We start from the raw sequence: 25,107 nt of genomic DNA, 5'->3' as shown, positions 1-25,107 counted from the left end.
GGGAGGCGGAGACGCCGGGTCACGGTCACGGGGCCTGGTCCGCGGGCCCAGGGGGCGGAGACGCCGGGTCACGGTCACGGGGGGGGGCTGGTCCACGGGTCGAAAGGCCCGTGCCGTGCGCGGCCGTCGTGGCTAGGCTGCGCGGCATGATAGCCACCGACCGGATGCTCGCCTTCGCCGCCATGTCCTTCCTGCTCATCGTCGTGCCGGGACCCAGCGTCCTGTTCGTGATCGGCCGGGCACTCGCCCAGGGCAGGCGCGCCGCGCTGACGACCGTCGTCGGCAACGCGCTGGGTGCGTACGTCCTCGTCGTGGCCGTCGCCTTCGGCGTCGGGGCGATCGTGGAGCGGTCGGTGCTCGTCTTCACGGCCCTGAAGCTCGCGGGCGCCGCCTATCTCGTCTACCTCGGCGTACAGGCGGTACGCAAACGCCATTCCCTCCAGGCCGTGTTCAGCGGCGGGGCCCCGGCCGGGCAGGGCGGTCTGCGCACGCTGGGGGAGGGGTTCGCGGTCGGTGTGGCCAACCCCAAGACGATCGTGTTCTTCGCCGCCGTACTGCCGCAGTTCGTGGACCCCGCGCAGGGTGCCGTGGCGGCGCAGATGCTGCTGCTCGGCCTGGTCTTCAACGCCATCGCGCTGGTCATGGACAGTGTCTGGGGCCTGGCCGCGGCCACCGCGCGCGGCTGGTTCGCGCGCTCGCCCCGGCGGCTCGCGGCGGTCGGCGGCGCGGGCGGTCTCACCATGATCGGCCTGGGTGTGAGCGTGGCGGTGACGGGACGCAAGGACTGAGCGGTTAGGGGGAAGTCCGGTGCGGTTCGTTGCGCCCCAAAGGGGCGCGGGGCTGTGTCGATATGCGGCTCCGCCGGGCTGGGGGTCCCCCAGCGGTAGCTGGGGGAGCGACCAGCCACGACGCACCCGCAGGGCAGTCGACGGGGCGGAAGGAAGGGCAGCGGGCGTCGGCCCAACCCCCTGACCTGGGCCGCGAGTTGTGCCTCCGGTCCGCTGTGAAGGTTTCTTGTCGAAAGCGTTGACGAAACCCTGGGCGCCTCCTACTTTCATCGCGTCGTACTTCATGCGTCATATATGAGACGCGATATGCGAGATCCGAGAGGCGCGCATGACCTCTGTACCGACGCCCATTCCCTCCCGCACGCAGTTCGTCCTTGAAGCGATCAAGCACCGCATTCTGACCGGGCAGTTGCCCCCGGGGCAGGCGCTGGTGGAGACCGAGCTCGCCGAGCAGTTCGGGGTGTCCAAGACGCCCGTGCGCGAGGCGCTCAAGACCCTGGCCGGCACCGGCCTAGTCGTCATGAGCCAGTACAAGGGCGCCACCGTGCGGATGGTCGACGCCGACATGGCGCACGAGGTGTACGACGTGCGGCTGCTCCTGGAGCCCGAGGCGGTACGCCGTGCCGTACGCCGCGGCGCCTCCCTCGACGCCGCCCGGGAGGCGCTCGCCCGCGCCGACGAGGCCGACGACACGGCCCAACGCTCCCTCGCCAACCGGGAGTTCCACCGCTCCCTGTATCTGGCCTGCGGCAATCCGCTGCTCGGCCGGATGCTCGACGAGGTCCGTGACCAGGCGGCCCTGGTCGCCGCCGTCGCCTGGGCCGCCGAACCCTCCTGGGAGCGGGAGGCCGCCGAGCACCGCGAGATCCTGCGCCTCGCCGACGAGGGCGACGCGGACGCCGCCGCCGACGCGCTGCGCGACCACATCGCCTCGTTCGTGTACCGCGCCTTCCCCGAGGAGCAGGAGTGACCGCCATCGACTTCGAGACCCAGCGCGCCGCCCTCGCCGACGTGGTCGCCATCCCCGTGACCCCGTTCGCGGCGGACGGCACCGTCGACGAGGTCGCGCACCGGGCCCTCCTGCGCCGGCTCCTCGACAGCGGGGTGCGCACCCTCACGCCGAACGGCAACACCGGCGAGTTCTATGCGCTCACCCCCCAAGAACGCCGTCTCGTCACGGAGTTGACCGTCGAGGAGGCGGGGGAGCGGGGCGTCGTCCTGGTGGGCGTCGGCCATGACGTCCCCACAGCCGTGGCCGCCGCACGGCACGCCCGTGACGTCGGGGCGCGCATGGTGATGGTCCATCAGCCCGCCCACCCCTATGTCTCGGACGCCGGCTGGGTCGACTACCACCGGTCCATCGCCGAGGCCGTGCCGGAACTCGGCGTCGTGCCCTATCTGCGCAACCCGCTGCTCGCGGGGGTCCGCCTCGCCGAGCTCGCGGACCTGTGCCCCAATGTCGTCGGCGTGAAGTACGCGGTCCCGGACGCGGCCCGGTTCGCCGCTTTCGCGCGCGACGCCGGACTGGAACGGTTCGTCTGGGTCGCCGGGCTCGCCGAGCCGTACGCACCCTCGTACTTCTCCGCGGGTGCCTCGGGCTTCACCTCAGGGCTCGTGAATGTCGCACCGCGTCTTTCGTTGCACTTGATCGAAGCGCTTCGATCCGGTGACTACCCGGCCGCCATGAAGGTGTGGGAGCAGATCCGCCGATTCGAGGAACTGCGCGCCGCCAACGCCTCCGCCGACAACGTCACCGTCGTCAAGGAGGCCCTCGCCTCGCTCGGCCTGTGCCGCCGCGACGTGCGCGCCCCCAGCAGGCTCCTGCCGGAGGCCGAGCGCGCCGAAGTGGCCGCGATAGCCGCGGGGTGGGTCATATGAACCGGCCCGAGCAGTCTCCGGTGGAGCGGTCCGAGCCGCGCCCGGAGAGGCGGTCCGAGCCGCGCCCGGAGAGGCGGTCCGAGCAGCCCCCGGTGAACCGGCCCGAGCAGCCCGCGGCCGCGCATCCCGGACAGCCCCCGGTGGAGCCTTCCGCGAAGCGGTCCGAAGAGCTCAGAAGCCATCAGTGGTACGGCGCGCCAGGTCTGCGCTCGTTCAGCCACCGGGCCAGGACCCGGCAGCTCGGCTATCTGCCCGAGGAGCACCTGGGCAAGCCGGTCATCGCCGTCCTCAACACCTGGTCGGACATCAACCCCTGCCATGTCCACCTGCGCGACCGCGCCCAGGCGGTCAAGCGGGGTGTGTGGCAGGCCGGGGGCTTCCCGCTCGAATTCCCCGTCGCCACGCTCTCCGAGACCTTCCAGAAGCCGACACCGATGCTCTACCGCAACCTCCTCGCGATGGAGACCGAGGAACTGCTCCGCTCCTATCCGGTGGACGGCGCCGTGCTGCTCGGCGGCTGCGACAAGTCCACCCCCGCCCTGCTCATGGGCGCCGCGTCGGTGGATCTGCCGGCCGTGTTCGTGCCCGCGGGGCCCATGCTGCCGGGGCACTGGCGCAAGGAGGTGCTCGGCTCGGGCACCGACATGTGGAAGTACTGGGACGACCACCGGGCCGGCCTCATCGGCGACTGCCAACTGGCCGAACTGGAGAGCGGTCTTGCGCGTTCCCCGGGCCACTGCATGACCATGGGCACCGCCTCCACGCTCACCGCGGCCGCCGAGGCGCTTGGGATGACCATGCCCGGCGCGTCCTCCATCCCCGCGGTGGACTCCGGGCACGACCGGATGGCCGCCGCGGCCGGGCTGCGGATCGTCGGTCTCGTACGGGAAGACCTCAAGCCGTCGCAAATCCTCACCCGGGACGCCTTCGAGGACGCCGTCACCACCGTCCTCGGCCTGGGCGGCTCCACCAACGCCGTCATCCACCTCATCGCCCTCGCCGGGCGCTGCGGGGTGCGGCTCACCCTCGACGACTTCGACCGGATCGCGCGCACGGTGCCGGTGCTCGCCAACGTCCGTCCGGGCGGCGGCCCTTACCTGATGGAGGACTTCCACTTCGCCGGCGGTCTGCCCGGTTTCCTCTCCAGGATCCCCGACCTGCTGCACCTGGAGCGGCCCACCGTCGCCCACACCACCCTGCGCGAACAGCTCGACGGGGCCCTGGTGCACGACGACGACGTGATCCGCACCCGTGAGAAGCCGCTGTCCGCGGAGGGCGGCGTCGCGGTCCTGCGGGGCAACCTGTGCCCGGACGGTGCCGTCATCAAGCACATCACCGCCGACCCGGAACTCCTTGTGCACACCGGCCCCGCCGTCGTCTTCGACGACTACCGCACGCTGCAGCGCACCATCAACGACCCCGCCCTCGGTATCACCGCCGACAGCGTCCTGGTGCTGCGCGGCTCCGGGCCCAAGGGCGGCCCCGGCATGCCCGAGTACGGCATGCTGCCCCTGCCCGACCACCTGCTCAAGCAGGGCGTGCGCGACATGGTGCGGATCTCCGACGCCCGGATGAGCGGCACCTCGTACGGCACCTGCGTGCTGCACATCGCGCCCGAGTCACATGTCGGCGGCCCGCTCGCCCTGGTGCGCACCGGCGACCCCATCACCCTGGACGTCCCGGCGCGCAGTCTCCGACTCGACGTGCCGGACGGGGAGCTGGAGCGCCGCCGGGCCGCGTGGACACCGCCGCCCGAGCGCTACGAGCGCGGCTACGGGGCGCTGTACCAGGAGCAGATCACCCAGGCCGACACCGGCTGCGACTTCGCCTTCCTGGCCCGCCCGGGACAGGTGCCCGACCCGTACGCGGGCTGAACTCCCTTTCCATTTGCCCGAGATACCGAACAGCGTCTGTTTGCCCGAGATACCGAACAGCGTCTGTGAAGCGCTCCAACGATCTTCCGGCGCACGCACATGGCTCGACCCCGAACCGCCCGAGAACGGAGACCAGTCATGGCCCAAGCCGCAGCCGTGGCGAAATCGCCCCCGCCACCCCGGCGCCGCCGTGGCTCAGCGACGCCGCGCAGGCTCCCGTACCTGCTGATCGCCCCGGCCGCGCTGATGATGCTGGGCTTTATCGCGTACCCCGTGATCAGCGTCTTCTACTACAGCCTGCAGCACTACAACCCCACCAAGCCCTGGCGCAACGGCTTCGCGGGCCTGGACAACTTCGTCCAGGCCTTCACCGAGGACCCGCTGTTCTGGGACACCCTCGCCTTCAGCGCCAAGTGGGTGTTCGTGGAGGTGGGGCTGCAGCTGCTCTTCGGGCTCGCCCTCGCGCTGATCGTCAACCAGACCTTCGTCGGCCGGGCCGTCGGCCGCGCCCTGGTCTTCTCGCCCTGGGCCGTCTCCGGCGTACTGACCTCCGTGATCTGGGTGCTGCTCTACAACTCCCAGACGGGCATCACCCGTTATCTCGCGGACATGGGCATCGGCGAGTACGGCACCTCGTGGCTCTCCGACACCGCGACCGTCTTCCCGGCCGCGATCGTCGCCGATCTGTGGCGCGGGGTGCCCTTCTTCGCGATCCTCATCCTCGCCGACCTGCAGTCCGTCTCGAAGGACCTGTACGAGGCGGCCGAGGTGGACGGCGCGAGCCGGCTGCAGCAGTTTCTGCACATCACGCTGCCGCACCTCAAGGACGCGATCATCCTGTCCACGCTCCTTCGCATGGTGTGGGAGTTCAACAACGTCGATCTGCTCTACACCCTCACCGGCGGCGGGCCTGCGGGCGAGACGACGACGCTGCCGCTGTATGTAGCCAACACCAGTGTCGAAGCGCATGACTTCGGCTATGCGTCCGCGCTGACCACGGTGGCGTTCGTGATCCTGCTCTTCTGCTCGGTGGTCTATCTGCGCCTGAGCAAATTCGGAGGCGACAACAAGTGATCACCAAGGACATGGAAGTCACCCCCGTCGCGCCCGCCCCGCGCACCGAGCCCGACCGCGTCGGACCACGCCGTCCCGGCAAGCGCCGCCGCGCCTGGGACGAGGTGCCGCGCTGGCACATCTATCTGCCGCTCACGGTCTATCTCGTCTTCACGCTCGTCCCGTTCTACTGGATCCTGCTCTTCGCCCTGCGCCCGGCCGGTTCGACCTCGCTCGTGCCCTGGCCGGTCACCTTCGAGCACTTCGACAAGGTGTGGACCGAGCGCAGCTTCGCGGTCTTCTTCCAGAACAGTGTCCTGATCGGCGTCGCCACCCTGGTGATGACGACCGTCGTCGCGCTCGCCGGGGGCTATGCCCTGGCCCGCTTCGACTTCCGGGTCAAGCGGGTGTTCATGCTGGCCCTGCTGTGCTCGCAGTTCGTACCGGGGGCGCTGCTCCTGGTGCCGCTCTTCGAGATCTTCGCCAATCTGCAGATGATCAACTCTCTGGGCAGTGTGATCCTCGCCGAGACGGTCTTCCAGCTGCCGCTGTCGATGATCCTCATCAGCAACTTCATCAAGAACGTGCCGTACTCCCTGGAAGAGGCCGCCTGGGTCGACGGCTGCTCCCGTTTCCGCGCGTTCTGCTCAGTGGTGCTCCCGCTGCTGCGGCCCGGCCTGATCGCGGTGGGCTCCTTCGCCTTCGTGCACAGCTGGAACCACTTCCTGTTCGCCCTGATGTTCCTCAGCAACCAGGAGAAGCAGACGATCCCCGTCGGCCTGAACACCCTGATGAGCGCGGACAGCGTCGACATGGGGGCGCTCGCGGCCGGCGGCATCATCGCCGCGGTGCCGGTCGTGATCGTCTTCGCCTTCATCCAGAAGTGGCTGATCACCGGGTTCAGCGCGGGGGCGGTGAAGGGGTGATGCCGATGCTGATGCCGATGCGGATACGGATACGAGGTCTGCTGCGAGATCTGGGGAGAGCTGCTCCACTCGCCGCCGGCGCGGGGAGGGCACGATGAACGCCCGGGTCGCGAACGCGGGAAACGCGCGCGTCACGGAACCGGTCCCCGTCGTGCTCGCCGGGGCCCGCGGCCACGGCGGCTGGCATCTGCGGAACATCCACCGCCTCCAACGGGCCGGTCTGGTACGCCTGGTGGGCGTGTGCGAGCTCACGCCGCTCACCCCCGCCGAACTCGACGGCTTCGACGGCTTCGACGGCTTCGACGCGCCCGCGCAGTCCCCGGACTTCGGGGATCTTCTCGACGCCACCGGCGCGCGCATCGCCGTCGTATGCACCCCCATCCCCACCCACGCCGACCTCGCCGTCGCCGCCGCCCGGCGCGGTGTCCATCTGCTCCTGGAGAAGCCGCCCGCACCGTCGTACGCGGAGTTCTCGCGGATCAGCGACGCGGTGCGGAACGCGGGCACGGCCTGCCAGATCGGCTTCCAGTCGCTCGGCTCGCACGCCCTGCCCGCGATCCGCGAACTGCTCGCCTCCGGTGCCGTCGGCGAGGTCACCGGGGTCGGCGCGGCCGGTGCCTGGGCGCGCGACGAGGCGTACTACCGCCGCGCTCCCTGGGCCGGACACCGCCGCCTCGGCGGGGCCGATGTCGTCGACGGCGTCCTGGCCAACCCCCTCGCCCATGCCGTCGCCACCGCGCTCGCCCTCGACGGCAGCACCCGCGCCGAGGACATCGCCCGGATCGAGACCGGACTGTTCCGGGCCAACGCCATCGAGGCCGACGACACTTCGTGTGTCCGACTCACCACGGCCGCCGGGCGCCGCGTCACCGTGGCGGCCACGCTGTGCGCCGAGCAGCCGGGCGAGCCGTACGTCCTGGTGCACGGCAGCCGTGGCCGCGTCACCTACTGGTACAAGCAGGACCGCGTCCTGCTGCAGCGCACCGGACACGGCCCGCAGGAGGTCGTGCACGGACGCACCGATCTGCTCGAGAACCTCGTCCGGCACCTCACCCACGGCGTGGACCTGCTGGTGCCGCCCGCCGCGACGGGCGCCTTCATGAAGGTGGTCGAAGCGATCCGCCGGGCCCCGGACCCCGCCCGCCTGCCCGACGGGGCCTGGCGCCACGAACCCGGCGAAAGCGCGCCCCGGCGCGTCGTCACCGGCATCGACGCCCTGGTCGCCGAGGCGGCCGCCACCCTCGCCGTCTACTCCGAGCTGGGCGCCGCCTGGGCGCTCCCCGAAGAGGTGACCACCCCATGAGCCGCGTTCTGAACGACACCCTCGTCCTGCACTGCGCAGGCCGCCCGGTCGGCCGCTACGAGATCCGGCCCGAGCTGCCCGTCGGCCACGCGCCCCGCCCCTACCTGCACCCGGTCACCACCCTGGGCGGCATCGCCGTCACCGAATGCGCCCCGGCCGACCACCTCCACCACCTCGGCGTCGGTGTCGCCGTTCCCGACGTCGAGGGGCACAACTTCTGGGGCGGGCGCACCTTCGTCCGCGGCCGGGGCCCGACCGCCCTGGCCAACCACGGCGCCCAGCGGCACACCGGCTTCCAGCTGAGCGACCCCGACGGCTTCGTGGAAGAGCTGCGCTGGCTCGCCGAAGGGCGTGAGCTGCTGCGGGAGCGGCGCACCGTCGCCGTCACCGAACTCACCACCTCAGCCTGGGCGTTGGACTTCACCTTCGCCCTGACCGGGCCACTCGGCCGGGCGGTGTCCTTCGGCAGCCCGGCCACCAACGGCCGCCCCGGCGCGGCCTACGGCGGCTTCTTCTGGCGAGCCCCCAAAGAGCCGACGGCACCCGAGGTGTTCACCGCCCGCTCCGAGGGCGAGGACCGGGTGCACGGCACCCGCGCCGACTGGCTGGCCCTCGCCTCGTCCGCCTGGACGCTGGTCTTCGCCGGAGCCACCGAACGCACCCGCCAGGACCCGTGGTTCGTGCGCGCCACCGAGTACCCCGGCGTCGGCTCGTCCCTCGCCCCCACGGTCCGTCTGCGGCTCGCCCCGGGCGAGACCCTCGTACGCCGCTTCGTCACCGTCGTCGCCGACGGCCGCCTCGACAGGGCAGCCGCCGCGACCCTGGTCCGCAAGGCGGTGACCGCGTGATGAGCGCCGACCGCACGGAGAGCGCCGACCGCACGGAGAGCGCCGACCGCAGGGAGAGCGCCGACCGCACGGAGAGCGCCGGGCCCCCGCGCGACGCCACCAGCCAAGCCCTCAGTGCCGATCTGGGCGACGGGACCTACCTCAACCCGGTGCTCGCCGCCGACTGGTCCGACCCCGACGTGGTGCGCGTCGGCGAGGACTTCTACCTCACCGCGTCCAGCTTCGGCCGCGTGCCGGGGCTGCCGCTGCTGCACTCGCGCGACCTGGTCAACTGGCGGCTCATCGGGCATGCGCTGCAACGCCTGCACCCCGCCGCCGAGTTCGACCGGCCGCGGCACGACTGCGGGGTGTGGGCACCCTCGATCCGGCACCACGACGGCCGCTTCTGGATCTTCTGGGGTGACCCCGACCACGGCGTGTTCCAGGTCAACGCCCCCGATATTCACGGCCCGTGGAGCGAACCGCACCTGATCAAGGCGGGCAAGGGCCTGATCGACGCGTGCCCGCTGTGGGACGAGGAGAGCGGCGAAGCCTATCTCGTGCACGCCTGGGCCCGGTCGCGCTCGGGCGTCAAGAACCGGCTCACCGGCCACCGGATGAGCGCCGACGGCCGTGAACTCCTCGACGAGGGCAAGGTGATCGTGGACGCGGACCGCATCCCCGGCTGGTTCACCCTCGAAGGGCCCAAGGTCTACCGGCACGACGGCTGGTACTGGATCCTCGCCCCCGCCGGGGGAGTGGAGACCGGCTGGCAGGGCGCCCTGCGCTCACGCTGCTTCTTCGGCCCCTACGAGGAGCGGATCGTCCTGGAGCAGGGCGACACCGACATCAACGGCCCGCACCAGGGCGGCTGGGTGCGCACCTCGGCGGGCGAGGACTGGTTCCTGCACTTCCAGCAGCGCGGCGCCTACGGCCGGTTGGTGCATCTGCAGCCGATGCACTGGGACACGTCGGGCTGGCCTGTCATCGGGGACGACGGCGCCCCCGTACGCGTACACAAGAAGCCCGATCTGCCGCGCGAGCCGCTGTCCGCACCCGCCACCGACGACGACTTCACCGGCGGACGCTTCGGCCGGCAGTGGCAGTGGACCGCCAACCCGCGCGACGGGTGGGCGCCCCGGCACTCCGGCGACGGGCTTCGCCTGCTGTGCGTGCCCACGGCCGACGCGCACGATCTGCGGCGGCAGCCGAACATCCTCACCCAACGGCTGCCCGCCCTGCCCTGCACCGTCGAGGTGGAGCTTGAACTGGCCGCCCAAAGGCCGGGCGCGCGCGCCGGGTTGACGGTGCTCGGCGACGCGTACTCCTGGATCGGCCTGGAACGCGGACCGGACGGCGGCGTGCGCCTTGTGCACCGGTTCGGCGAGGCCGTCGCCGATCAGGAGCGTGACGCCGCCCGTGACCGGCCCGCGCCCGATGGACGGGCCCGCCTTCGGATCGAGACCGGAGCGGGAGCCCGCTGCCGCTTCTCCGCCGACACCGGCGACGGCTTCACGCGCTCGGGTCCGGTCTTCGCCGCCACGCCATGGCGCTGGGTGGGCGCCCTGCTCGGCCTGTTCGCGCTCGCGCCCGAAGGCGGCGGAGATCCGGGCTCCGCGCTGTTCACCCGGTTCCGCATCACCGTCTGACCGTCGTCGGTCCCCGACGCCGCGTCAGCTCCCTTCCGCCGCGTCAGCTCCCTTTCCAATCAAGCCGCCTTACGTCTGTGAGGAGCCCCATGCCGTACCCGTCGAGAAAGCGCTTGCTGCGCGAAGGCCGTCATGGCGGCCGTGCTGTCGCGGCCGTCTGCGCGCTCCTTGGCTCCCTGCTCATCGGGGCCACCACGGACGCCTCCGCCGCCTCCGGCGACACCGCCGCCTCCGCCGACACCGCCCAAGCTCCCGAACCCATGGCCGTCTCCGCCGCTCCTGCCGAAGCCCTCGGGACCACGGCCGCCTCGGAGAGCCGCGCCTGGTCCGACACCCCGCACGGCTTCGCCTCCCTCGCGGGCGGTACCACGGGCGGGGCGGGCGGCCGGGTCGTCACCGTCACCGACCAGGCGTCCCTGGCCAAGTACGCCTCGGCAGAAGGGCGTTACGTCATCCGCGTCAAGGGCAGCATCGCCGTCGAGCCGTTCGGCGCGGGCATCACCGTGGGCTCCGACAAGACCGTCATCGGCGTCGGTGACAGCGCCGAGATCGTGCACGGCGAGCTGAACCTCGAACCCGGCACGCACAATGTGATCATCCGCAATCTGACCATCCGGGACTCTGCGGTTGAGGGCGACTGGGACTGCAAGACCAACGACTTCGACGGCATCCGGATGGACACCGTCCACCACGTCTGGATCGACCACAACAGGTTCGCGCGGATCTGTGACGGCCAGCTCGACATCCGCAAGGACAGCGAGTACGTCACCGTCTCCTACAACCGCTTCGAGGACCACAACAAGACCTTCGGCGTCGGCTGGACGGACAACGTCAGGACACAGCTCACCGTCGACCACAATCTGTTCACCGGCACCAAACAGCGCAACCCCTCGGTGGACAACGCGGCCTACGCGCACCTCTACAACAACCATCTGTCCGGGCAGGCCGACCCCGGCGACCCGGTGTGGACCTACGGGAACTGGTCGCGCGGCCGCACCAAGATGGTGATCGAGAACAGCTACTACGAGGACGTCCAGCACCCTTATCAGGCCGACGCCACCGCCGAGTTGGTGCAGCGCGGCTCGATCCTCAAGGGCACGACGGGCCGCCACGATGCTTGGGGCGCGGCCTTCGACCCGCGTGACTTCTACGCCTACCGGCTCGACCCGGCCGCCGCCGTGCCCGCCCTGCTCGCCCGGTTCTCCGGACCGCAGAAGCGCATCGGCGGCCCGGTGACGCTGCGCGTGCCCGCCGACCACCCGACCGTCCAGGCCGCCGTCGACGCCGTGCCCGACGGCAACGACCTGCCCGTGACCATCGCCGTCGCCCCCGGCACGTACCGCGCCAAGGTCGTCATCCCCGCGGCCAAGCCGCACATCCTGCTGCGGGGCACCGGCAAGGACCGCTCGGACACGGTCATCGTGCATGACACGCCCGCGGCGTACGGCGGCTCCACCGGGAGCGCGACCGTACGCATCGCCGCGAGCGACGTCACCGCCCGCAACCTCACCTTCAGCAACGACTTCGACGAGGCCGCGCACGAGCTGAACGGAGAGCAGGCCCTCGCCATGAAGACGACCGGCGACCGGATCGTCTTCGAGGACGCCGCCTTCCTCGGCAACCAGGACACCCTGATGACGGACAGCCCGAAGCTGGACGCGATCAGCCGCGTCTACGTCCGTGACTCGTATATCGAGGGCGACGTCGACTTCCTCTACGGGCGGGCCACGACCGTGATCGAGCGGTCCGTCATCCGCGCCCTGAGCCGGGGCTCCGACACCAACAACGGCTACATCACGGCCGCTTCGACCTGGACCGGCAATCCGTACGGCTTCCTGATCACCCGCTCCGAGATCGTCAGCGACGCACCCGACGCCACCTTCCACCTCGGCCGGCCCTGGCACCCGGGCGGCGAACCGGCGGCGGTCGGCCAGGTGCTCGTCCGTGACACCCGGCTGCCCGCCGCCATCAAGGCGGCGCCGTGGACCGACATGGGCGGCTTCTCCTGGAAGGACGCCCGCTTCAGCGAGTACCGCAACACCGGCCCCGGCGCCGAGGTCTCCGCCGACCGGCCGCAGATGACATCCGCCGCCGCGGCCCGGCACGAGGTCGCCGACTACCTGCGCGGCAGCGACGGCTGGCAGCCGCAGCGCCGCCCGCACTGACCCGCACCCACCCCGGTACGGGCCCCCTCGCAGATGCCCCCCCGCAGCCGAAGAGCACATCCACCGAACAGAAGAGAGCCGACCATGTTCCACAGAGAGCCGACCATGTTCCGCATCCGCGGCAGAAGGCGCCTTCCCGTCGCCGCGCTCGCCCTCACCACCGCACTCGCGCTGACGGCCACCGCCTGCGGCGACGACGGCAGCAGCGCCGCGGGCAGCAAGGGCGGTGAGGGCTCGGGCAAGGGTGAGATCACCTTCTGGGACAACAACGGCGGTGTCCGCACCGACGTCTGGAAGGAGATCATCGCCGACTTCGAGAAGAAGCACCCGGACATCAAGGTCAACTACGTCCCGGTCCCGGCGGAGAGCGTCCAGTCCAAGTACGACACCGCCATCCAGGGCGGCGGACTGCCCGATGTCGGCGGCGTCGGCGCCGCGATGCTCGCCGGGATCGCCGCGCAGGACGCCCTGGAGCCGCTGGACAAGCGCCTGGACGGCAGCTCTCTGCGGGGCAAGCTGAACGAGGGGATGGTCGAGAGCGTACGGTCCGCGGGCGGCGGCAGCGCCCTGTTCACGGTGCCGACCTCCGCCAACAACGGCACGCTCTGGTACCGCACCGACCTGTTCAAATCCGCGGGCCTCGACGCGCCGACGACCTGGCCGAAGTTCTACGAGGCCGCGGAGAAGCTCACCGACAAGGGCAAGAACGCCTTCGGCTACACCATCCGCGGCGGTGAGGGCTCCATCGCGCAGGCCCTGGACGCCGCCTACGGACAGTCGGGCATCACGTCGTTCTGGAAGGGCGACAAGACCACGGTCAACGACCCCAAGAACGTCGCGGCCCTGGAGAAGTACGTCGGCCTGTACAAGAAGTACACGCCGTCCGCCGACGTGAACAACGACTTCAAGAAGATGGTCGCGCAGTGGGACAGCGGCACCATCGGCATGCTGAGCCACAACCTGGGCTCGCAGCAGGACCATCTGAAGGCCCTGGGCGCGGACAAGTTCCGCGGTATCCCCAACCCGACCCTGGAGGACGGCACCCGCGTCCAGCTGTCCAACCCGGTCGACGGACTCGGCCTGTTCAAGTCCAGCAAGAACAAGAAGGCGGCCTGGCAGTTCATCGAGTTCGCCGTCAGCCACGAGTCGAACAGCAAGTGGAACGAGTCGGCCGGCGCCATCCCGTCCCACACCGAGGCCGCCAAGGACGCCTGGGTGCAGAAGGCCGAGCCCACGAAGCTGGCGGCCGAGGCTCTGAACGACGGCTCCATCAAGATCGTGCAGCTGCCGTACTACCTGCCCGACTGGAACACCATCTCCAAGGCCGACAACGAGCCGAACTTCCAGAAGGTGCTGCTCGGCAAGATGACCGCCAAGGCCTTCCTCGACACGCTCGCGGGCCAGCTCGACGAGGCGCAGGCGGAGTGGAAGCAGCGCAACAAGTGACGCTCACCCGAAGACAGTTCACCGCCGCGGCCGCACTGGCCCTGCCGCTCGCCGGAGCGGCCGCGGCGCCCGCAGCCGCCACCGACACTCCCCGAGGCCACCGCCCCATGCGCACCCTGTACATCGCCGGCGACTCCACCGCCGCCCAGAAGTACGCCGACGCCACCCCCGAGACCGGCTGGGGCATGGCGCTGCCCTTCTTCCTGCAGGCGCACACCCTGGTCGCCAACCACGCGGTGAACGGGCGCAGTTCGAAGAGTTTCGCCGACGAGGGGCGGCTCGACACGATCCTGGCGCGGCTGCGCCCGGGGGACCTGCTCCTCATCCAGTTCGGCCACAACGACGCCAAGGCGGACGACCCCGTCCGCTACACCGAGCCCTGGTCGACGTACCAGGACTACCTGCGGCGCTACGTCGAGGGGGCGCGGGCGCGCGGGGCGTGGCCGGTGCTCGCCACCTCCGTGGAGCGGCGCCGCTTCGCCGCCGACGGCACCGCACTCGCCACCCACGGCGAGTACCCGGCGGCGATGCGCGCCCTGGCCGGGCAGGAGGACGTCCGGCTCCTGGACATCCAGGATCTTTCGCTCGCCCTGTGGCAGAAGCTCGGCCCCGAGGAGACGAAGAAGTACTTCAACTGGACGTCCGTGGAACAGGACAACACCCATTTCAATCCGCCCGGCGCCATCGCGGTGGCCCGCCTCGTGGCCGCCGCTCTGCTGCACCACGGCGTGCTCGCGTCCCGTGATGTGCGCCGCCTCGACGACGAGATCCCGGAGTCCTGGATCACCTGGCCGGAAGGGGCCTGATCATGCGTACTGCCATGGCTGCGGCGGCTGCCTGCAGCGTGCTCGTTCTCACCGCGTCCGGGACCGCCCAGGCCGGGACCGCCCAGGCCGGGACCGCCCAGGCCGGGATCGCCCAGGCCGGGACCGCGGGTGAGGGCACCGTTCATGATCCCGCCCGTCAGACCCTGGGCGCCGGAGACGGCTGGGCGGCGCAGGGGCCGGGGGTGACGGGCGGCGCGGCGGCGGAGGCCGGCCGTGTCTTCACCGTGCGCACCTGGGCTGAGTTCCGAGCCGCCCTCGCGGTGGCCGGCACCGCACCGCGGATCATCAAGGTGCGGGGAGTCCTGGACGCCACCGCCGACGGCTGCGGTGCCTTCGCCGCCGACGGCTATGACTTCGAGCGCTACCTCGCCGACTACGACCCCGCGGTGTGGGGCCGCGACAAACCGGTCAGCGGCCCGCAGGAGGAGCTGCGCGCCGCCTCGGCCGCCCGCCAGGACACGGCGATCAAGGCGGTTGTGCCCGCCAACACCACCATCGTGGGTATCGGCCGTGGCGCCGGGATCACCGGCGGCAGCCTGCAGATCAAGGGCGTGGACAACGTCATCGTCCGCAACCTCACCTTCGAGGCACCCCTTGACTGCTTCCCGCAGTGGGACCCCACCGACGGCGCGAGCGGCGCCTGGAACTCCGAGTACGACGCGGCCGTGGTGTACGGATCCACCCATGTGTGGATCGACCACAACACGTTCAGCGACGGCCGCCACCCCGACAGTTCACTGCCCTCGTACTACGGCGAGCTCTACCAGCGCCACGACGGGCTCCTGGACATCGTGCGCGGCGCCGACCTGGTCACGGTGTCCTGGAACGCCTTCAAGGACCACGACAAGACACTGATGATCGGCAACAGCGACAGTGCGGGCGCGACCGACGAGGGCAGGCTCAAGGTCACCCTGCACCACAACCTCTTCGAGGGCATCGTGGAGCGCGCCCCGCGTGTCCGCTTCGGCCAGGTCGACACCTACAACAACCATTACGTCGTCACCGCCAGGCAGCCCTACGCGTATGCCTTCGGGGTCGGCCTCAAGTCCCAACTGGTCGCCGAGAAGAACGCGTTCACGATGCCCGCGGAGATCTCCGCCGGGCGGATCCTCAAGAAGTGGAAGGAGGCGCCGGTCACCGCCTCAGGCAACCACGTCAACGGCCGCGAGACCGATCTCATCGCCGTACACAACGCGGAGTTCCCCGCGGAGACGCTCCAGCCGGACGCCGGCTGGCGGCCGTCGCTGCGGGCGCGGGTCGACAGCCCGCGCGCGGTACCGGGCCTGGTCGGCCACCGCGCCGGCGCCGGCCGACTCGGATAGTTGTAGACAAGTCGATTACTCCTCACGCCTGTTCGCCGCCCCGCCCTGCTGCCAGGTCGGGGCGGCGTTTCGTGTTACCGGCGGTGGCCCGGATCGTGGACAGCTGTTTGCTCGCGCTAGAGGCCTGGGATATACGTAGACCGCCTGGTTCCGGCCCCGCGGGCCTTGCGGAGGACGCCGGATGAGCGGGTGCACACCATCGGCGCAGGGGGGCTGCGCGAGCGAAAGGCCCCTGCTTGTGCTGGGAGAACGACACCGACGTAGGGAGTGGAGGGGTTGGAGAGGACCGTTCGGATTCCGCCAACCCAGGTCACATCGAAGTGAACTTCCCGGACATCCGACAAGCTCCGCTTTGCAAACGCTTTGACGTACTCACACAATGGCACCTGATCTGCGAGGCTTTCGCCTCACGGGGAGGGATCTGTGGTGCATTTGCTGTCTTTCAGACTGCTTGGGCCGTTGGAAGTCCTGATGGGCGAACGGCCCGTTCGGTTGGGAAGTGCCCGTCAGCGCGCGGTACTTGCGATGCTTCTGCTCTCCCCGGACCGGGTCGTCTCCGTCGACGCCCTCACCGAAGCGGTCTGGCAGGGAGACCCGCCCGCCACCGCCCGCAACCAGATAGCCATCTGCGTCACCGCGCTCCGCAAGATCTTCCGCAACACCGCGGACGTCGACGACCTGATCGACACGGTCCACCCCGGCTACCGGCTCAACTCCCAGGGACACCACTGCGATCTGCGTGAGCTCGACACCGCCGTGTCGGAGGCGAGGGCGGCGGCGGGCTGCGGCCAACTGGCCGAAGCGGCAGGGCACTTCGAGTACGCCCTGTCCCTGTGGCGCGGCGGCGCACTCGCCGGCCTGGTGGGCGGCGCCATCGACGACGAGGTGACCCGGCTCACCGAGTTCTGGCTCGACATCAACGAGGAGTACGCGGCGCTGCAGATGCGCCGCGGCAGGCACCGCCTGGTCGTCGCTCGGCTCACCGCGCTCGTCGCGGAGCATCCGCTCAGGGAGCAGGCCAGGGCCCAGCTGATGCGCGCCCACCAGCTGTCAGGGCGGCGGGCCGCGGCGCTTGAGGTGTACCGCGAGGGCCGGCGCATCCTGGTCGAGGAGCTGGGTATCGAGCCCAGCGCCCCCATGCAGCAGCTGCACAGCCAGATCCTGCAGGACGGCGACGAGCCCGAGTCCGCATCCGGCGCCGCGGAACTTGCCGCCCCCGAACCCGACGCCACCGCCGCCGTCCCGGCCCAACTGCCGCTGCCACCGGCCTCGTTCACCGGAAGGGCCGCCGAGACGGCCGCCCTTGACCGGCTGCTGCCCGACCGTCTTCGCGAGGGCACCCTCGCCATCGCGGTCATCTCGGGCGTCGGCGGCGTGGGCAAGAGCGCGCTCGCCGTGCACTGGGCGAACCGGGCCGCCGACCACTTCCCCGACGGCCAGCTCTTCATGGACATCCGCGGCTACCACGAACACGACCAGCCCGTCTCGGCCATGGCTCTCCTGGACCAGAGCCTGCGCGCCCTCGGCGTGCCCGGAGCGGAGATCCCGGCCAAACTGGAGGAGCGGGCCGCGCTGTACCGCAGCGTCCTGGACGGCAAGCGGCTGCTCATCGTCCTCGACAACGTACGCTCCTTCGGCCAGGTCAAGCCGCTGCTCCCGGGCCTCGGCAAGTGCTGTGTGGTGATCACCAGCAGGGAACCGCTCGACGAACTCACCGGTGACTACGCCGCGACCCGCCTCGACCTGAAGGTGCTGACCCGGGCCGAGGCCCAGGAGATGCTCGCCGCGGCGATCGGCGCGGACCGTGTCGCCGCCGAACCCCGGGAAGCCGCACGCCTCGTCGAACTCTGCGACCGGCTCCCGCTCGCCCTGCGGATCGCGGCCGCCCGGCCCGCCACCAGACCGCACTGGACCCTGCGCCAGCTGACCTCACGCCTTGAGGACCGCCGCCGGCGCCTCGACGTGCTCAGCCCGGGCGACGGGGGAGTGCGGGCCGGATTCTGGCTCAGCTACCGGGAGTTGTCCCCGGACGCGGCCCGCCTCTACCGGCGGCTCGGACTGCTCACCGTGCCGGACTTCGCCGCCTGGGTCGCCGCCGCCGTGCTCGGCGTCGATCTGCAGGAGGCCGAGGACCTCATCGAGCAGCTCGTCGACGCCCAGCTGCTCGAAGTGTGCCCGGTCAGACCGGGGGCGCCCACCCGCTTCCGGTTCCAGGACCTGCTGCGCCTGTTCGCCTGGGAGCGGGCCTGGGCGGAGGACTCCGAGACGGAACGCGAAGCGGTACTCGAGCGGGCCTTCGGCGCGATGCTCGACCTCGCCGACTCCGGTCACCAGCAGCTCTACGGACGGCGGACGCTGCCCGCACACCGGGCGGGCCACGGCGCGGATCTGTCGATGGAGTACCGCTCGGTGGTCCTCGCCGACCCGGTCGCCTGGTTCGAGTCGGAGCGGGACTCGATCGTCGCCATGGTCTGCCAGGCGGTGCAGAGCCCCGGCCGCGAGCGGCAGGCCTGGGAGCTGACCGCGTGCGCCGTACCGCTCTTCGAGATGCGCAACTACCTGGAGGACTGGCAGCGCACCGCGGAGAAGGCCCTGGAGGCGACCCGGCGCGCGGGCGACGACCTGGGCGCCGGGACCATGCTCCGCTCGCTCGGCACCCTCGCGATCTACCGGCGGCGCTATCCGGAAGCCGAGACGCTGCTCGCCTCCGCCATGGAATTCCTCGAACGCAGCGACGACATCCTCGGCCTCGGGATAGCGCTGCGCAATCTCGCCGTGTGCGCCCGCTTCGCCGGGGATCTCGACGACGCGGCCCGGCAGTGCCGCGCGGCCCTCGACGCCTTCGACAGGACCGACGACCCGGCGGGCCGTTCGCACGCGCTCGGCCTGCTCGCCCAGATCGAACTGGAGCGTGGCAACGGTGAGTTGGGCGTCGACCTCAGCCACCGGGCGATCCGGGCCAGCCACGAGGCGGGCTCGCCGCGCAGCAAGGCGCAGAACATCTACCGGCTCGCCGAGGCGCTGCTGCGCACCGGAGAGCTGCGGCGTGCCGAACAGGCCTGCCAGGACGTGATCTCGCTGACCCGCGCGCAGGGCGACCGCCTGGGCGAGGCCAATGGGCTGCGGGCACTCGGTGAGGCCCGGTGGCGGCAGAATCTGCCCGACAAGGCCGAGAGTGCGCTGTTCGCGGCGCTGGCCGTCGCGGGTGCGCTGGGGGACAGCTTCCTGCAGGCCCGGATAGAGACCGATCTGGCCTGCGCGGAGGCCGTGCGAGGCGCCCCCGAAGCGGTGCTGCGGCTGCGGCGGGCCCATGAGACCTTCCGCTCGCTCTCCGCGACCCTGTGGGAGAAGCGCACCGGAGCGATGCTCGACGCGCTGAGCGTCGCCGAGGAGTTCGCTCCCGTCGACGCGAAGGTCCTGGTGTGCCTCGGGGGCGCCCGCTGAGTGGCGCCTAACGCGTCCACGGCAGGTCGCCGTCGCCCGTTTCCACGACGTCCGCGGCACCGCTCTGCGCCATGGCCGAAGTGGCCTTGGTCCAGGGCAGATCGCCGTCGGACGCGGCGGAAGCACTCGCCAGCACAAGGGCGTTGAGACATGTGGCGCCCATGACAGCCGATACGAGTGTGCGGGTGGTGCGCGTCATCGGTTCTCCTCGTCGGTGCGGTGTTTGCGTACGAGCCACACACTAGGGCAGCGGATTATTGCTGCAATTTCTTGTCGATTTTCCTCGGAGTAAGGCAGAAAATCGGTCCGAAAATCGCCTGAAAATTACTGTGTCTAGAGTGCTGAGCACGGGTGCCGCAGAACTTCGGAGCGTTCTGCTGAGGCCGGTGGCGAACGCGGCGGAACGGCAACGGAGCCGGTCCGTGAACCGGCGGTGAAACAGCCGAAGTCAGTGTCGTATGCACCCTTTTCCATGCCATGCCCTGGGGGGTCTTTGACAGTCCGAGAATGCGGTTTCAATTGTCCCCGAGTCAGTGCGACCCGGTCCGGAGTCTGAGGGGGAGACCATGAATCTCGACATGGCACAGCACGCGTACCAGCACACGTCCGCGCCACACGCGGCCCCGTCCCACCCGGCCGCGGCGGCGCGGGGCCCGCACCCGACGCCCGTGCCCGCCGTGCCCACCGCGTCCGCCGCGCCCACCGTGCTCAACCGGCAGCGCGGGCCCGCGATCTGGCGGGTCCTGGTGGTGGAGAGCGACCCGGGCGACGCCGAGGCGCTGGCGAAAGGGCTGCAGCGGCACGGCCACGAGGTGGAGAGCGTCGCCACGGGCACCGCCGCGCTCGACGCCTACCAGAAGGCCGACCTGGTCCTGCTCGACCTCGAACTCCCGGACCTGGACGGCCTGGAGGTCTGCCGGGCCGTGCGCACCGCGGGCGACGTACCGATGATCGCCGTCACCGCGCGGGGCAGCGAGGTCGACCGGGTGCTCGGGCTCCAGGCGGGCGCCGACGACTATCTCGTCAAGCCGTACGGCTTCCGTGAACTGATGGCCCGCATGGACGCCGTGATGCGCCGCTCCGCACCCGCGGTGCCCGAGCCGCCCTCGGCCCTCTCCTGCGGCCGGCTCTCCATCGATGCCTCCTCGCGCGAGGTCAGGGTGGACGGACGGCCCGTCGTGGTGACCCGCAAGGAGTTCGATCTGCTCTACCTCCTCGCCTCGCACCCGGACACCGTCATGCCGCGCAAGCGCCTGATGCAGGAGGTCTGGGGCGACTCGTGGTCGCGCCGCACGGTCGACACCCATGTCAGCAGCCTCCGGGGCAAGCTCGGCGCCAGCGAGTGGATCGTGACGGTGCGCGGCGTCGGTTTCCGGCTCGGGCGGGTCTGACGTTTCTCTCGGGCGGGTCTGACGTTTCTCCGGCGCCGGACGCGTCTCCTGCGTCCGGCCTTTCTCCCGCGTCTGACCTTTCTCTGACCTACTCGTGAGTATGCAGCCGAACTCGCCTGTAATGCACGGCGCAGACGCCTGACAGGTTCTGACAAAGCCCTGACCCGATACGTCTCGAAAAAAGACGCGGAAGCGAAGAGGCTGGTTGCCGGATTACCGGTCGTGGAGGAGTTGGATCCCATGCACAGCACCCTGATTGTTGCCCGGATGGACCCCGATGCGAGCCTCGATGTCGCCCAGATCTTCGGCGACTTCGACGCCACTGAGATGCCCCACCTCATGGGGACACGACGCCGCCAGCTGTTCTTGTACCGGGGCCTGTATTTCCATCTGCAGGACTTCGAATCGGACAACGGTGGCGAGCGGATAGAGGAGGCGAAGACCGACCCGCGGTTCATACGGATCAGCGATGACCTCAAACCGCACATCGAGGCGTACGACCCCAAGACCTGGCGCTCACCCGCCGATGCGATGGCGCAGCGCTTCTACACCTGGGAGGCGTCCGAGTGAACGGCCGACGCGTAGCCGTCACCGGCATCGAGGTCCTCGCTCCCGGAGGGGTCGGCGCCAAGGAGTTCTGGAGCCTGCTGAGCGAAGGCAGGACCGCCACCCGCGGCATCACCTTCTTCGACCCCGCGCCGTTCCGCTCCCGGGTGGCGGCGGAGATCGACTTCTATCCGGAACTGCACGGCCTGAGCCCGCAGGAGGTCCGGCGGATGGACCGGGCCGCGCAGTTCGCCGTGGTCGCGGCCCGCGGCGCGGTCGCCGACAGCGGCATCGAGCTCGGTTCCCTCGACCCCTACCGCCTCGGCGTCACCATCGGCAGCGCGGTCGGCGCCACCATGGGGCTCGACGAGGAGTACCGCACGGTCAGCGACGGCGGCCGGCTCACCCTGGTCGACCACACCTACGCCGTACCGCACCTGTACAACTTCCTGGTGCCCAGCTCGTTCGCGGCCGAAGTGGCCTGGGCGGTGGGCGCGGAGGGGCCGAGCACGGTGGTCTCCACCGGCTGCACCTCCGGCATCGACTCCGTCGGTCACGCCGTCGAGCTGATCCGGGAGGGCGCGGCCGATGTCATGGTCGCGGGTTCGTCGGACGCGCCGATCTCACCGATCACCATGGCGTGCTTCGACGCGATCAAGGCGACCACTCCCCGCTACGACGAACCCGAGCGTGCCTCGCGGCCGTTCGACGCCACCCGTAACGGCTTCGTGCTCGGCGAGGGCGCGGCCGTGTTCGTCCTGGAGGAGCTGGAGAGCGCACGGCGCCGCGGCGCTCACATCTACGCCGAGATCGCTGGCTATGCGACCCGCAGCAACGCGTACCACATGACGGGTCTGCGGCCGGACGGCGCGGAGATGGCCGAGGCGATCCGGGTCGCGCTCGACGAGGCGCGGATGAATCCGGAGGAGATCGACTACATCAACGCCCATGGCTCGGGCACCAAGCAGAACGACCGGCACGAGACCGCGGCCTTCAAGAAGAGCCTCGGCCGGCACGCCTACCGCACGCCGGTGAGCTCCATCAAATCCATGGTCGGGCACAGCCTCGGGGCGATCGGCTCCATCGAGATTGCCGCCTCGGCACTGGCCATGGAGCACAACGTGGTGCCCCCCACGGCCAATCTGCAGACCCAGGACCCGGAGTGCGATCTCGACTATGTGCCTTTGACGGCACGCGACCAGCTCACCGATGCGGTGCTCTCGGTCGGCAGTGGCTTCGGTGGATTCCAGAGCGCGATGGTGCTGGCCAGGGCCGAGAGGAGCGTGGCATGACCGCGTCGGCGGTAGTGACGGGCCTGGGCGTGGTCGCGCCCAACGGCCTCGGCACACAGGACTATTGGGCGGCGACCCGGAGCGGCAAGGGCGGCATCGGCCGGATCACCCGGTTCGACCCGGCGCAGTACCCCGCGAAGCTCGCCGGGCAGGTCCCCGGCTTCGTGGCGGAGGACCATCTGCCGGGCCGGCTCCTGCCGCAGACCGACCGGATGACCCGACTCGCCCTGGTCGCCGCGGACTGGGCGCTCGCCGACGCGGGCGTGGTCCCGGGTGAGCTGCCCGAGTTCGACATGGGCGTCATCACGGCGAGCTCGTCGGGCGGATTTGAGTTCGGGCAGGGCGAGTTGGAGAAGCTCTGGGGGCAGGGCAGCCAGTTCGTCAGCGCCTACCAGTCGTTCGCCTGGTTCTACGCCGTCAACAGCGGCCAGATCTCCATCCGCAACGGCATGAAGGGCCCCAGCGGTGTCGTCGTCAGCGACCAGGCGGGCGGCCTCGACGCGGTGGCCCAGGCCCGCAGACAGATCCGCAAGGGGACCCGGCTCGTGGTCTCCGGCGCGGTCGACGCCTCGGTCTGCCCCTGGGGCTGGGTCGCCCAGCTGGCCGGGCAGCGGCTGAGCACCAGCGAGGAAGTGACCCGCGCCTACCTGCCGTTCGACGCCGAGGCCCGCGGCCATGTGCCCGGCGAGGGCGGTGCGATCCTGATCGTCGAGGACGCGGCCGCCGCCCGTGACCGCGGCGCCGATGTCTACGGCGAGATCGCCGGCTACGGGGCGACCTTCGACCCCAGGCCGGGCAGCGCACGCGAACCGGGGCTGCGCAAGGCGATCGAGCTCGCCCTCGCCGACGCGGGCGTCCGGCCCGGCGAGATCGATGTGGTGTTCGCGGACGCCGCGGCCATCCCCGCGCTCGACCGGACCGAGGCCGATGCCATCACCGCGGTCTTCGGCGCCCACGGCGTGCCGGTCACCGCGCCCAAGACGATGACGGGCCGGCTCTACTCCGGCGGCGCCCCGCTCGACCTCGCGGCCGCGTTCCTCGCCATGGCCGAGGGCCTCATCCCGCCCACGGTCCATGTGCAGCAGGAACCCGATTACGCACTGGACCTCGTGACCGGCAAGGCACGCGCCACCGAGGTGCGTACCGCCCTGGTCCTGGCGCGCGGTGAGGGCGGCTTCAACTCCGCGATGGTCGTGCGGTCCGCGGAGCGGTGAGCGCTCCGCGGGAAGTCACGTATGACACCTGCGGGTGCGTCGTGGCTGGTCGCGCAGTTCCCCGCGCCCCTGTGGGGCGCGACGAATCACCCCGGCCCCTTCCCAAATCCCGAATCCCAGCCCAAGCCCCAGCCCCAGCCCAAGCCCAAGCCCAAGCCCAAGCTCAAGGAGCCCCAAGTGGCCAGTAATGACTTCACCCTTGACGACCTCAAGCGGATTCTGCTCGAAGGCGCCGGTGCCGCCGACGACGTCGACCTGGACGGCGACATCGTCGACAAGGACTTCGAGCAGCTCGGCTACGAGTCCCTCGCGCTGCTGGAGACCGGCAGCCGCATCGAGCGGGAGTACGGCATCACGCTCGACGACGCGGTGCTGACCGACGCGGTCACCCCGCGCACCCTCGTCGAGGCCGTCAACGACCATCTCTCCACCCCCGCCGCCTGACGCCGACAGGCTCAGGCAGGCACAGGCACAGGCACAGACAGACACAGGCAGGCGCAGACGGGCGCAGAGGGGGCCGCCGGGTGCAGCAGCGTCCGGCGCCCCGCCCCGCCCCGCCCGTCCGCAAACGCGAGCACGCCGTACACCGACACGCTCTACACACCAGGAGAACTCCATGCCGCAGCAGGACCAGCGGGTCGCCCTCGTCACCGGTGCCACCAGCGGGATCGGCCTCGCCGTGGCCCGGCTTCTGGCCGCCGACCACCGGGTGTTCATCGGCGCGCGCAACGCCGAGAACGTGGTCTCGACCGTCAAGCAGCTGCGTGAGGAGGGCCTCGACGTGGCCGGCGCGGCCGTCGACGTCCGCTCCCAGGAGGCCGTCACGGCCTTCGTACAGGCCGCCGTCGACCGCTTCGGCACCGTCGACGTACTCGTCAACAACGCAGGCCGCAGCGGCGGTGGCCCCACCGCCGACATCGAGGACGAGCTGTGGGACGACGTCATCGACACCAACCTCAACAGTGTCTTCCGGATGACCCGCGAGGTGCTCAACACCGGGGGCATGCGCACCAAGGACCGCGGCCGCGTCATCAACATCGCCTCGACCGCGGGCAAGCAGGGTGTGGTGCTCGGCGCCCCCTACTCGGCCTCGAAGCACGGCGTGGTCGGCTTCACCAAGGCGCTCGGCAACGAACTGGCCCCGACCGGGATCACCGTCAAC

The 25,107-nt window shown here is 70.7% G+C and carries 21 protein-coding genes; 20 read left to right on the top strand and 1 reads right to left on the bottom strand.

Going from position 1 to position 25,107, the window contains the following annotated elements:
• Positions 1-146: 146 nt before the first annotated feature.
• From ACFQVC_RS35495 to ACFQVC_RS35430, 14 genes are all read left to right on the top strand, one after another.
• Complete coding sequence (locus ACFQVC_RS35495) at positions 147-788, top strand: LysE family translocator (RefSeq protein ID WP_381838482.1); 642 nt, start codon at positions 147-149, stop codon at positions 786-788.
• A 328-nt stretch (positions 789-1,116) separates the two neighbouring features.
• Positions 1,117-1,758, top strand: a complete 642-nt coding sequence (locus ACFQVC_RS35490; protein WP_381838480.1) for a GntR family transcriptional regulator — start codon at positions 1,117-1,119, stop codon at positions 1,756-1,758.
• Between the two features lie 5 nt (positions 1,759-1,763).
• Positions 1,764-2,666 carry a dihydrodipicolinate synthase family protein gene (locus ACFQVC_RS35485; RefSeq protein WP_381838669.1) on the top strand — a complete coding sequence of 301 codons (903 nt, stop codon included), beginning with the start codon at positions 1,764-1,766 and terminating at the stop codon, positions 2,664-2,666.
• Between the two features lie 140 nt (positions 2,667-2,806).
• Positions 2,807-4,540 (top strand): L-arabinonate dehydratase, encoded by a 1,734-nt coding sequence (gene araD, locus ACFQVC_RS35480; RefSeq protein WP_381838667.1) that lies wholly within the window; start codon positions 2,807-2,809, stop codon positions 4,538-4,540.
• Positions 4,541-4,678: 138 nt separating this feature from the next.
• Positions 4,679-5,614 (top strand): carbohydrate ABC transporter permease, encoded by a 936-nt coding sequence (locus ACFQVC_RS35475; protein WP_381838478.1) that lies wholly within the window; start codon positions 4,679-4,681, stop codon positions 5,612-5,614.
• An 11-nt stretch (positions 5,615-5,625) separates the two neighbouring features.
• Positions 5,626-6,519, top strand: coding sequence for a carbohydrate ABC transporter permease (locus ACFQVC_RS35470; RefSeq protein ID WP_381838665.1), 894 nt, complete (start codon positions 5,626-5,628; stop codon positions 6,517-6,519).
• A 94-nt stretch (positions 6,520-6,613) separates the two neighbouring features.
• Positions 6,614-7,822, top strand: a complete 1,209-nt coding sequence (locus ACFQVC_RS35465) for a Gfo/Idh/MocA family protein (RefSeq protein WP_381838476.1) — start codon at positions 6,614-6,616, stop codon at positions 7,820-7,822.
• On the top strand, positions 7,819-8,670 hold the full coding sequence (locus ACFQVC_RS35460) for a DUF6807 domain-containing protein (RefSeq protein ID WP_381838474.1): 852 nt from the start codon (positions 7,819-7,821) through the stop codon (positions 8,668-8,670). The genes ACFQVC_RS35465 and ACFQVC_RS35460 overlap by 4 nt, the downstream gene beginning before the upstream one ends.
• Entirely contained in the window at positions 8,670-10,298 is a 1,629-nt protein-coding gene (locus ACFQVC_RS35455) for a glycoside hydrolase family 43 protein (protein WP_381838472.1), read from the top strand. Before ACFQVC_RS35460 ends, ACFQVC_RS35455 begins: the two co-directional genes overlap by 1 nt.
• An 89-nt stretch (positions 10,299-10,387) precedes the next feature.
• A complete protein-coding gene (locus tag ACFQVC_RS35450) occupies positions 10,388-12,463 on the top strand; it encodes a pectinesterase family protein (RefSeq protein WP_381838471.1) in 2,076 nt (691 codons plus the stop codon).
• An 84-nt stretch (positions 12,464-12,547) separates the two neighbouring features.
• Complete coding sequence (locus ACFQVC_RS35445; protein WP_381838469.1) at positions 12,548-13,909, top strand: ABC transporter substrate-binding protein; 1,362 nt, start codon at positions 12,548-12,550, stop codon at positions 13,907-13,909.
• Positions 13,906-14,715 carry a rhamnogalacturonan acetylesterase gene (locus tag ACFQVC_RS35440; RefSeq protein WP_381838468.1) on the top strand — a complete coding sequence of 270 codons (810 nt, stop codon included), beginning with the start codon at positions 13,906-13,908 and terminating at the stop codon, positions 14,713-14,715. Before ACFQVC_RS35445 ends, ACFQVC_RS35440 begins: the two co-directional genes overlap by 4 nt.
• Positions 14,716-14,717: 2 nt before the next feature.
• Positions 14,718-16,058: a pectate lyase family protein gene (locus tag ACFQVC_RS35435; protein WP_381838466.1), complete on the top strand. Its 1,341-nt coding sequence runs from the start codon at positions 14,718-14,720 to the stop codon at positions 16,056-16,058.
• Positions 16,059-16,529: 471 nt separating this feature from the next.
• Positions 16,530-19,502, top strand: coding sequence for an AfsR/SARP family transcriptional regulator (locus ACFQVC_RS35430; protein WP_381838464.1), 2,973 nt, complete (start codon positions 16,530-16,532; stop codon positions 19,500-19,502).
• Between the two features lie 7 nt (positions 19,503-19,509).
• On the opposite strand, the gene ACFQVC_RS35425 is transcribed toward ACFQVC_RS35430, so the two are convergent.
• Positions 19,510-19,701, bottom strand: a complete 192-nt coding sequence (locus ACFQVC_RS35425; RefSeq protein WP_381838462.1) for a hypothetical protein — start codon at positions 19,699-19,701, stop codon at positions 19,510-19,512.
• 367 nt (positions 19,702-20,068) lie between these two features.
• Here ACFQVC_RS35425 and ACFQVC_RS35420 point away from each other — a divergent pair, with 367 nt between their 5' ends.
• From ACFQVC_RS35420 to ACFQVC_RS35395, 6 genes are all read left to right on the top strand, one after another.
• Positions 20,069-20,893 (top strand): response regulator transcription factor, encoded by an 825-nt coding sequence (locus tag ACFQVC_RS35420; protein ID WP_381838460.1) that lies wholly within the window; start codon positions 20,069-20,071, stop codon positions 20,891-20,893.
• Between the two features lie 240 nt (positions 20,894-21,133).
• On the top strand, positions 21,134-21,463 hold the full coding sequence (locus tag ACFQVC_RS35415) for a TcmI family type II polyketide cyclase (RefSeq protein ID WP_381838458.1): 330 nt from the start codon (positions 21,134-21,136) through the stop codon (positions 21,461-21,463).
• On the top strand, positions 21,460-22,731 hold the full coding sequence (locus ACFQVC_RS35410) for a beta-ketoacyl-[acyl-carrier-protein] synthase family protein (protein ID WP_381838456.1): 1,272 nt from the start codon (positions 21,460-21,462) through the stop codon (positions 22,729-22,731). The genes ACFQVC_RS35415 and ACFQVC_RS35410 overlap by 4 nt, the downstream gene beginning before the upstream one ends.
• A complete protein-coding gene (locus ACFQVC_RS35405; protein WP_381838454.1) occupies positions 22,728-23,945 on the top strand; it encodes a ketosynthase chain-length factor in 1,218 nt (405 codons plus the stop codon). Before ACFQVC_RS35410 ends, ACFQVC_RS35405 begins: the two co-directional genes overlap by 4 nt.
• Positions 23,946-24,122: 177 nt before the next feature.
• The gene (locus ACFQVC_RS35400) at positions 24,123-24,389 is read left to right on the top strand and encodes an acyl carrier protein (protein WP_381838663.1); all 267 of its coding nucleotides are present in this window, start codon (positions 24,123-24,125) and stop codon (positions 24,387-24,389) included.
• A gap of 172 nt (positions 24,390-24,561) precedes the next feature.
• A partial coding sequence (locus ACFQVC_RS35395; protein WP_381838452.1) for an SDR family NAD(P)-dependent oxidoreductase occupies positions 24,562-25,107 on the top strand: 546 nt, incomplete at its 3' end.

Origin of the sequence: Streptomyces monticola, from assembly GCF_042665355.1 — a bacterium.
Classification (GTDB): Bacteria; Actinomycetota; Actinomycetes; order Streptomycetales; family Streptomycetaceae; genus Streptomyces; species Streptomyces monticola.
The sequence above is the reverse complement of the archived record's forward strand: the minus strand, read 5'-3'. Positions and strand labels throughout refer to the sequence as shown.

Excerpts from the sequence above, each read along its gene's own strand:
- ACFQVC_RS35465 (WP_381838476.1), top strand. The coding sequence starts at position 6,614 with ATGAACGCCCGGGTCGCGAACGCGGGAAACGCGCGCGTCACGGAACCG.
- ACFQVC_RS35475 (WP_381838478.1), top strand. The coding sequence starts at position 4,679 with ATGGCCCAAGCCGCAGCCGTGGCGAAATCGCCCCCGCCACCCCGGCGC.
- ACFQVC_RS35490 (WP_381838480.1), top strand. The coding sequence starts at position 1,117 with ATGACCTCTGTACCGACGCCCATTCCCTCCCGCACGCAGTTCGTCCTT.
- ACFQVC_RS35470 (WP_381838665.1), top strand. The coding sequence starts at position 5,626 with ATGGAAGTCACCCCCGTCGCGCCCGCCCCGCGCACCGAGCCCGACCGC.
- ACFQVC_RS35425 (WP_381838462.1), bottom strand. The coding sequence starts at position 19,701 with ATGACGCGCACCACCCGCACACTCGTATCGGCTGTCATGGGCGCCACA.
- ACFQVC_RS35495 (WP_381838482.1), top strand. The coding sequence starts at position 147 with ATGATAGCCACCGACCGGATGCTCGCCTTCGCCGCCATGTCCTTCCTG.
- ACFQVC_RS35435 (WP_381838466.1), top strand. The coding sequence starts at position 14,718 with ATGCGTACTGCCATGGCTGCGGCGGCTGCCTGCAGCGTGCTCGTTCTC.
- ACFQVC_RS35415 (WP_381838458.1), top strand. The coding sequence starts at position 21,134 with ATGCACAGCACCCTGATTGTTGCCCGGATGGACCCCGATGCGAGCCTC.
- ACFQVC_RS35460 (WP_381838474.1), top strand. The coding sequence starts at position 7,819 with ATGAGCCGCGTTCTGAACGACACCCTCGTCCTGCACTGCGCAGGCCGC.
- ACFQVC_RS35445 (WP_381838469.1), top strand. The coding sequence starts at position 12,548 with ATGTTCCACAGAGAGCCGACCATGTTCCGCATCCGCGGCAGAAGGCGC.
- ACFQVC_RS35430 (WP_381838464.1), top strand. The coding sequence starts at position 16,530 with ATGGGCGAACGGCCCGTTCGGTTGGGAAGTGCCCGTCAGCGCGCGGTA.
- ACFQVC_RS35450 (WP_381838471.1), top strand. The coding sequence starts at position 10,388 with ATGCCGTACCCGTCGAGAAAGCGCTTGCTGCGCGAAGGCCGTCATGGC.
- ACFQVC_RS35420 (WP_381838460.1), top strand. The coding sequence starts at position 20,069 with ATGAATCTCGACATGGCACAGCACGCGTACCAGCACACGTCCGCGCCA.
- ACFQVC_RS35405 (WP_381838454.1), top strand. The coding sequence starts at position 22,728 with ATGACCGCGTCGGCGGTAGTGACGGGCCTGGGCGTGGTCGCGCCCAAC.
- ACFQVC_RS35455 (WP_381838472.1), top strand. The coding sequence starts at position 8,670 with ATGAGCGCCGACCGCACGGAGAGCGCCGACCGCACGGAGAGCGCCGAC.